Source organism: Fulvivirga aurantia, from assembly GCF_009711475.1.
In the GTDB taxonomy this organism is placed as follows: domain Bacteria; phylum Bacteroidota; class Bacteroidia; order Cytophagales; family Cyclobacteriaceae; genus Fulvivirga; species Fulvivirga aurantia.
The window spans coordinates 1-7,144 of the sequence record NZ_SMMD01000748.1 but is presented as its reverse complement, the minus strand read 5'-3'; the positions used below and the strand labels follow the sequence as shown (position 1 = coordinate 7,144).

Genomic DNA, 7,144 nt, shown 5'->3' with positions numbered 1-7,144 from the left:
GTAGCTAAGCAGTACCATTACTCAAACAAGATTCCATTAAATGATTTAATAAATGAAGGTAACCTTGGATTAGTAAAGGCTGCCAAAAGATTTGACGAGAAAAGAGGATTTAAATTTATATCGTACGCAGTTTGGTGGATTAGACAATCAATCATTCAAGCGTTAGCAGAGCATTCAAGAATTGTTCGTATTCCTTCTAACAAGATTGGTGCATTATCTAAGATCGATCAGGCATCTTCTGTATTGGAGCAGCAGTTTGAAAGAGAACCAACCGATGAAGAATTAGCAGAGCTTCTTGACATGACTATTGATGAAGTAAGAACTACTGTTAGATCTCAAACAAAACAAGTCTCTATCGATAAGCCTTTCTCAGAAGATGAGGGTAGCTCATTACTAGACGTAATGGAAGATGAAGATAGCAATGAAGTAGACGATATCGTTTACAGCGACTCTTTAAAGCGTGAGGTGATCAGGTTACTATCTACACTTACTGAGCGTGAGCGTACTGTAATCAGCCAGTACTTTGGTTTGAGTGAAACACCAAGCTTGTCACTAGAAGACATTGGAGAAAATCTTGGTCTTACCAGAGAGCGTGTAAGACAGATAAAAGAAAAGGCTCTTAGAAAATTATCTAAGAACCCTAAGAACGAGTTGTTGAAGCCTTACTTAGCTAACTAATCTCAACAATCTTTTATAACTTATTGCGAGAGGCCAGGAATTAATTTCTGGCCTCTTCTAGTTTATTCCTTTCTGTTTGTAAATCTCTTCTCAACTTCATCTGCTTATCAAGGGCAGTTCTTTTATACTCTTCGAAGTCATGATGTAGTTTCTCATACTCCTTAACCTTTACCCTTGCTATGCGATTATTGTCTTTGTACTTGTAAAGAATACCAGCCAAAACAATAATAAGAGCACCAATCGTAAAGAAGCTAAAGAAGATGAAACTACTTTTACTTACATCAAGACCAAAAACTTCAATTGTACTGATTTGAGTTTCTAACTCCTCAATCTGTGCATTCTTAGTCTCCAGTGTAGAGTTAATATCTGTAATCGTATTATCTTTTGATTTACTATCATTTGCAATAGTGGCCTTCTCTGCTTTCAGATTTCTTACACTATCCATGGTCATATTCCAAAAGGCATTGAGCTTGCTTTGGTCTATTACCTTATAAGATTTAAAAGTTTCTGAGTCCTCTTTAAGGCTTTCAAACTGTTCGTCTAGTGTTTGACTATAGCTAGTCGTTGCAATGGCAATTGCTATTAGCGTATATAAAACTTGCTTCATTTGCTCGATTTTTAACTTATTTTGATTCTATTATACAAAGATAGCTAAGTGAAAGTGATAATGCAGTTTTGAGAAATTAAAATAAAAAAATGTATCGCTCGATACACCTTAATTTCGATTAATCGCCATTATAATAGACGGCAGGTAAGAATGTAGAATTTGAAAGCCGTTGTTAAAGCCTTTTAAATCATCATAGTATAGGTTATAACAGTGCCCATAAACTAAGTTGCACTGCAGGGAATAATGACGATTAATAACATTTGGCTGCGTTTTTTTGTATAATAGGCATTAGATCAATAATCGAAACAAAAACCAAACAAAGAAAAATTATGAAAGTGCTAAAATCACTGTTATTAGCAGGTGCCGTTACTTTTATGTACGCCTGTAATCCTGCAGAGAAAAAAGAAGCTGAAAGCGACTCGTCAGAGTCTGATAGCGAAGAAGTAGTAAATGAAGTAGAAACCAGCACCACTGAAGATTACGTGACAGCTATGGCTGAATTATCAAGTGCCAGTGGAAGCGAAGTTTCTGGGAAAGCCACGTTTACTGATTTAGGAGATGGAACGGTTACATTTAAAATAACTCTTGAGAATGCAACACCGGGTTCTCACGCAATTCACCTACACCAAAATGGTGACTGCAGTGCAGATGATGCGACATCAGCGGGTGGCCATTGGAATCCGGCAGATGTTGAGCATGGTAAGCGTGCTGTAGATATGAAGTATCACGCTGGTGATATTGATAACGTTGAAGTAGGTGAAGACGGAAAGGGTATGTTGGAGATGACTATCGAAGGGTGGTCAATAGGCGGAGACGAAAGCTCTGACATCTTAAACAAAGCCGTAATCATTCACGCAGGAGCTGATGATTTTGAATCCCAGCCTTCAGGTGCGGCAGGTGCAAGAGTGGCCTGCGGGGTGATTAAGAAAGGGTAAGAATTTAGAAAAACCTAAAAACGAAAAAGCTGACAAAATATATTTGTCAGCTTTTTTATTTGCCTTTTTCTACTGATAGCTTGCGTAAGCTGCTTTCCAGATTTAAATAAGACATGGCATTCTTTAACTGAGCCTCAAGTTCTTTTTTAGAAATGATTTTGCTCTCTTTTTGAATTTTCTTGAAGTGACTTCTTATATCTATTATCATAACTTAAAAGGTTTTATATGTATAACGCAAAAGGTGGTGTTTTGTGCTCGAAAAAGGCAACTATTTTTAAATATTTATACGAGAAATATCATAGTGGTAACTAAAACCCAAAATACGTTATTTTAAGCTATAATCATACACCTCTTTTAGCTCCGTAGATATGAATGTGAAGTCGGTCGGTATAGTTGAAGCCATGTGTTTTGCAAATTTCTACCAACCAGCTTTGCTTGCGTTTCAACTCAACCTCAGACACACCCTCTGGCATGAGATAAACTGCTGCGGGATTGATATTATATTTTTCAATGAGTGATAGAATTTCATTCAAGTCTTCTTCTTGGCTCAACACGAATTTGAAATTACTCTTTGCGCTTTGACTAAAGTGCTTTAGCGCTTTTGGCTTTTCCCTTATTTTTTCGCTGTTATTAGAGTTAGCCAACTTTGGTGATACGTTAAATTGGTCTACTAACTCATCAAATCTCTCCGAAGGGGGTAAAGTGCCGTTGGTTTCTACTTCAAAAGTATAGTCATCCTGAGCTTTTAAGTACTCAATTACTTCACACAGGGCTTCTTGTTGCATCATCGGTTCACCACCAGTTAACACAACATGCTTGCAAGGGTACTGCATTACTATTTCTGCTGCTTCCTTTGGTGATAGCTCTTCTATATACTCTTCTCTTCTATACTTTACGTTTTTCGTTGTTTCAAAAGGAGTATTCTCCCAGTTCCAGGTGTAGTCGGTGTCGCACCATATGCAATGGAGATTACAAAGGGAGGTGCGCAAAAAAATACTGGGCTTACCGAGGTTCTTACCTTCACCTTGTACGGTGTAAAATATTTCAGCCTTATTGTTAAGTCGAGCTAATTTCATAAGAAGCAAAGCTACGTCAAATCTTCGATATCGCTATGGCGAGTCGGTGGAGTCAGAATATGAAAAATATTGAAAACGTTTGCAGTGATTTTACTGTTTACTTGTATCTGATTATACTGAAAAAATAAATACATTCGTAACTATGAGCGATTTATACCCACTTACATTTAAGACCATTTTTAAAGAAAAAATATGGGGCGGTGACAAAATAAAAACTGTGCTTAACAAGGATTTTGCTCCACTTTCAAATTGTGGTGAGACCTGGGAGTTGTCGGCTGTGGATAACGAAGTTTCAAAGGTGGCTAATGGAGCTTTAGCCGGTAAGGGGTTGGATGAACTCATAACCACATATAAAGAAGAGCTCATAGGTAAATCGGTTTATGAAAAGCATGGTACTCAGTTTCCGTTGTTGGTCAAGTTTATAGATGCTAATGCAGATTTATCCATACAGGTACATCCTGATGATCATTACGCCAGACAATTTTACGGGCCGCAGGCTAGTGGTAAATCTGAAATGTGGTATGTTATGCAAGCGGATGAAGGCGCTAGCTTGATATCAGGTTTTAGTAAACCAACAGATAAGGAAGATTTTAGAAAAAGACTACAGCTGTCACGCATAGAGGAGTTACTCAATCAAGAAGAAGTCGCTGCGGGTGATGTTTTTTATGTACCTGCAGGTCGTATTCACACGATAGGCAAAGGGTTGCTAATTGCCGAGATTCAACAAACATCTGATACTACCTATAGAGTCTATGATTTTGATAGAACAGATGCAAATGGCAATAAGCGTGAGCTCCACATAGATAAAGCGGTGGAGGTAATGGATTATGAAGTAAAGGATAATTATAAGACTGGATACGAGACTAATCTTAATGCTACCTCACCAATATTAGACACGCCCTTTTTCGTGGTCAATAAACTGAAAATAGATCAGAATAATGACCGTGATTATAGCTCATTAGACTCATTTGTTATTCTTGTAGGCCTGGAAGGTAATGCTGTTGTGAACTGTGATAGTGGCGAGCAAAAAATAGGTAAAGGAGATGTTTTTCTTATACCTGCCGCTATGAAAAACCTTTCCATCAATCCGGTTGAATCAGCAGAACTTCTCGAAGTATATATCCGTTAAAGTCTATTTCTACAATTCTCTCTCAAATCATATTTGTTTTCACTAATTGATTAGTACTTTTAAACGATGTGGTGGCGATTATATGTGCTAGCCTTTTTGCTTTGTGGAGTTTCTCAAGCCGTTGCTCAAGAGCACACCGTACTTGATAGTCTTCAGAAGTTAGAGCTTTCTGGTCTTAGCGAGAGAGAGCAACTTGAGGTATATAATGCCTTTTGTGATGCTTATTGGCATGTCGACCCGCAGGTAGCAATATAATATGCAGAATCCGCTTATAGACTAAGTGCCCAGGTAAACTACCCTCGAGAAGAAGTACTTGCGATTGCCAATAAAGGAATCGCGGCCTATACGGTCGGTGATTATGATCTTGCTGAAGAGTTTTACAAAGAAGCGATCGATCTTGGTATAGCCAATAACATCAAAAATCCCACTCATATCTACCTGGTAAATCTTTTGAAGAAGCAGGGTGAGTTTAAGGAGATCATCAATACTTCTCAAATGATGCTTAAAAATGAGGAGGCTATCGCTCAGGCCGACCCTAAGTATCTGTTGGCATTGGCAGATGCTTTTGTTGAGTTGGGTAATCTTATAGAAGCAAGAAAATACCTTAAACCTGTAGTTTCAAGTTCTTTCTATAAAGATGAAGCCATCTTTTACGCCAATACAAATGTTATACTGGGGGACTATCAAGCCAGATTAGGCCGCTACGATAGTGCCCAAAGTGCCTTGCTAAAAGCGATAGAAGTATATGAAGAGGAGGGAGACAATGTAAGTATGGCAAAGGCCAGATTAAAGCTTGGCAACTTGTATTTGGTAAAAGGCGATATTAAAAAAGCCAAAGGACTGATGGATGAGGCACTAAGCATCTACCAGAGTTCGGGTTATAACTTTGGTATTGCTGAAGCAAAGAGAAACCTTGGCTCATTTTACTCAACCATAGGAGATTATACCAAAGCTTCTCAGTTGCTTTTTGAAGCTGTGGCAATTTTTGAAAAGCAAAAAAACCGTAACGAGCTGGCCAAAAGCTACAACGAACTCTCATGGGTTTACCAGGCGCAGGGTTCGTACGACATTGCCAAAAACTATGTAATGCGGGCTATGGACCTGAGTAAAGAAATAAACAACAGGTACATTGAATCAGAGGCCTACAACTACTATGGCGTATTGCTCGACCTTGAAGACAGTTTGGGAGTAGCATTGGAGGCGCACGAAGAGGCGCTTTCTCTGAGGCAGGAAATTGGCGATAAAAAAGGTATCGCTGCTTCGATGTATAACATGGCCTACATTATGGAGCAGCTCAATGAAAACCAAGAAGCCAGAAGACTGTATATAGACTCTTACAAAATAGAGCAGGAGATTGGTAATGTATTAGGCGTGGCCATCAGTGAATACACGCTAGGGGGTTTTTATACCAAATTAGGTTTTTATGACTCAGCGGAGTACTTCCTTAATGTATCCAGAGAGTCATTAAGTGAGCTTAACTCAAAGGAAAATCTGGTTTATAATTATTTATACTCGGCAGAATTGTATGAAAAACTAGACCGATTTAAGGAAGCTACCACTTACTATAGAAGGTATATAAACCTTAAAGATTCGCTTATAAATGAAAGCGTAACCTCTCGACTCACAGAGCTGGAGGTGAAGTACGATCTCAAGAATAAAGAAAAGGAAATAGAGTATTTAAACTTGGAGAATCAGGCTAAACAACAAGAGCTAAGCCTTAAGGAAAAGGTAATTGGTAAACAGCAACTTGTGATTAGTTTCATCATCATCTGCATTTTATTGCTGGCTATATTACTCTTTGTTGGCTACAGATTACTTTTAATTAGAAATCGATCAAACAAACAACTCAAATCATTAAACAGGGAAATTCAAGAGAAAAACGAAGAGATAACAGCACAGGCTGAAGAGCTGCAGGAGGCAAATCAGCAGATCAGTTTGATGAATGAGGAGCTCGAAGGTACTGTGGGCAAGCGATCCAGGGAACTGAAGCAAGCCTATAGCGAGCTTGATACGTTTTTTTATCGGTCATCACATGATTTTAGAGGGCCGCTTACTACGTTTTTAGGGCTTGCCGAAGTGGCAAGATCAACTTTGGATGAGAAATATGCGCTAGATCTTTTTGATAAAGTTGAGACCACTGCACTGCAGCTTGACAAGATGGTGAACAAGCTAAAAGCCATGAGTCTCATTAGTTCTGAAATTCTGGAAATAAATACCGTTAATTTTGAACAATTGATTGACGAAACGATTTCTAATAGTCATGATTATATCAGAGATGAGTCGGTATCGGTTACTACAGATGTACAGGTGCAGGAAAGCTTTCAGTCTTATCCTGATTTGATTGCAATCATTTTTGAAAACCTACTTGAAAATGCACTGCAGTACAATGATAAAGACAATGCTCAGATAAATATTAAAGTACACGCTTTTGGTAAAGGTGTACAAATCACAATTAAAGACAATGGGGAGGGTATACCTGAAGCCGTACAACAAAAAGTCTTTAATATGTACTTTAGGGCCAATGAGCACTCTATTGGTAATGGTTTAGGCCTCTACCTGGTTGCCAAAGCCGTAGAAAAACTCAATGGAAAAATTAAGCTCTCGAGTGAAATGGGCAAGGGCACATCTGTAAATGTTTACCTGCCGCAGTTTTATTAAGCCGTAGCTGGTTTAATGACTTGAAGAGCTTGGGGAAATTGCCTAACTTCTAGTATAACTT

General features: G+C 38.4%; 9 protein-coding genes. 5 read left to right on the top strand and 4 right to left on the bottom strand.

The genetic code is table 11. From position 1 onward, the window contains the following. Positions 1-678: sigma-70 family RNA polymerase sigma factor (locus tag E1176_RS09010; RefSeq protein WP_155210279.1), on the top strand; the 678-nt coding region annotated here is incomplete at its 5' end. A 40-nt stretch (positions 679-718) separates the two neighbouring features. Here the strand turns inward: E1176_RS09010 and E1176_RS09005 are convergent. After that, positions 719-1,285, bottom strand: a complete 567-nt coding sequence (locus E1176_RS09005; protein ID WP_155210278.1) for a hypothetical protein — start codon at positions 1,283-1,285, stop codon at positions 719-721. 329 nt (positions 1,286-1,614) lie between these two features. Between E1176_RS09005 and E1176_RS09000 the strand changes: the two genes are divergently transcribed. Beyond that, positions 1,615-2,220: a superoxide dismutase family protein gene (locus E1176_RS09000; protein WP_155210277.1), complete on the top strand. Its 606-nt coding sequence runs from the start codon at positions 1,615-1,617 to the stop codon at positions 2,218-2,220. Between the two features lie 55 nt (positions 2,221-2,275). On the opposite strand, the gene E1176_RS08995 is transcribed toward E1176_RS09000, so the two are convergent. Beyond that, the gene (locus tag E1176_RS08995) at positions 2,276-2,428 is read right to left on the bottom strand and encodes a hypothetical protein (protein WP_155210276.1); all 153 of its coding nucleotides are present in this window, start codon (positions 2,426-2,428) and stop codon (positions 2,276-2,278) included. A 133-nt stretch (positions 2,429-2,561) separates the two neighbouring features. Beyond that, positions 2,562-3,296: a 7-carboxy-7-deazaguanine synthase QueE gene (locus E1176_RS08990; protein WP_155210275.1), complete on the bottom strand. Its 735-nt coding sequence runs from the start codon at positions 3,294-3,296 to the stop codon at positions 2,562-2,564. A gap of 142 nt (positions 3,297-3,438) precedes the next feature. Here E1176_RS08990 and E1176_RS08985 point away from each other — a divergent pair, with 142 nt between their 5' ends. Continuing rightward, the gene (locus E1176_RS08985) at positions 3,439-4,425 is read left to right on the top strand and encodes a type I phosphomannose isomerase catalytic subunit (RefSeq protein WP_155210274.1); all 987 of its coding nucleotides are present in this window, start codon (positions 3,439-3,441) and stop codon (positions 4,423-4,425) included. A gap of 66 nt (positions 4,426-4,491) precedes the next feature. Next, positions 4,492-4,680, top strand: coding sequence for a hypothetical protein (locus tag E1176_RS08980; protein WP_155210273.1), 189 nt, complete (start codon positions 4,492-4,494; stop codon positions 4,678-4,680). Between the two features lie 21 nt (positions 4,681-4,701). Here the strand turns inward: E1176_RS08980 and E1176_RS08975 are convergent, their stop codons facing one another. Then, positions 4,702-4,857 (bottom strand): hypothetical protein, encoded by a 156-nt coding sequence (locus E1176_RS08975; protein ID WP_155210272.1) that lies wholly within the window; start codon positions 4,855-4,857, stop codon positions 4,702-4,704. A gap of 18 nt (positions 4,858-4,875) precedes the next feature. Here E1176_RS08975 and E1176_RS08970 point away from each other — a divergent pair, with 18 nt between their 5' ends. Next, on the top strand, positions 4,876-7,083 hold the full coding sequence (locus tag E1176_RS08970) for a tetratricopeptide repeat-containing sensor histidine kinase (RefSeq protein WP_155210271.1): 2,208 nt from the start codon (positions 4,876-4,878) through the stop codon (positions 7,081-7,083). The last annotated feature ends 61 nt before the right edge of the window (positions 7,084-7,144 follow it).

Bases quoted from the DNA above. Each gene is read 5' to 3' on its own strand.
- E1176_RS09005 (WP_155210278.1), bottom strand. From the start codon at position 1,285: ATGAAGCAAGTTTTATATACGCTAATAGCAATTGCCATTGCAACGACT.
- E1176_RS08990 (WP_155210275.1), bottom strand. From the start codon at position 3,296: ATGAAATTAGCTCGACTTAACAATAAGGCTGAAATATTTTACACCGTA.
- E1176_RS09000 (WP_155210277.1), top strand. From the start codon at position 1,615: ATGAAAGTGCTAAAATCACTGTTATTAGCAGGTGCCGTTACTTTTATG.
- E1176_RS08975 (WP_155210272.1), bottom strand. From the start codon at position 4,857: ATGAGTGGGATTTTTGATGTTATTGGCTATACCAAGATCGATCGCTTC.
- E1176_RS08980 (WP_155210273.1), top strand. From the start codon at position 4,492: ATGTGGTGGCGATTATATGTGCTAGCCTTTTTGCTTTGTGGAGTTTCT.
- E1176_RS08995 (WP_155210276.1), bottom strand. From the start codon at position 2,428: ATGATAATAGATATAAGAAGTCACTTCAAGAAAATTCAAAAAGAGAGC.
- E1176_RS08985 (WP_155210274.1), top strand. From the start codon at position 3,439: ATGAGCGATTTATACCCACTTACATTTAAGACCATTTTTAAAGAAAAA.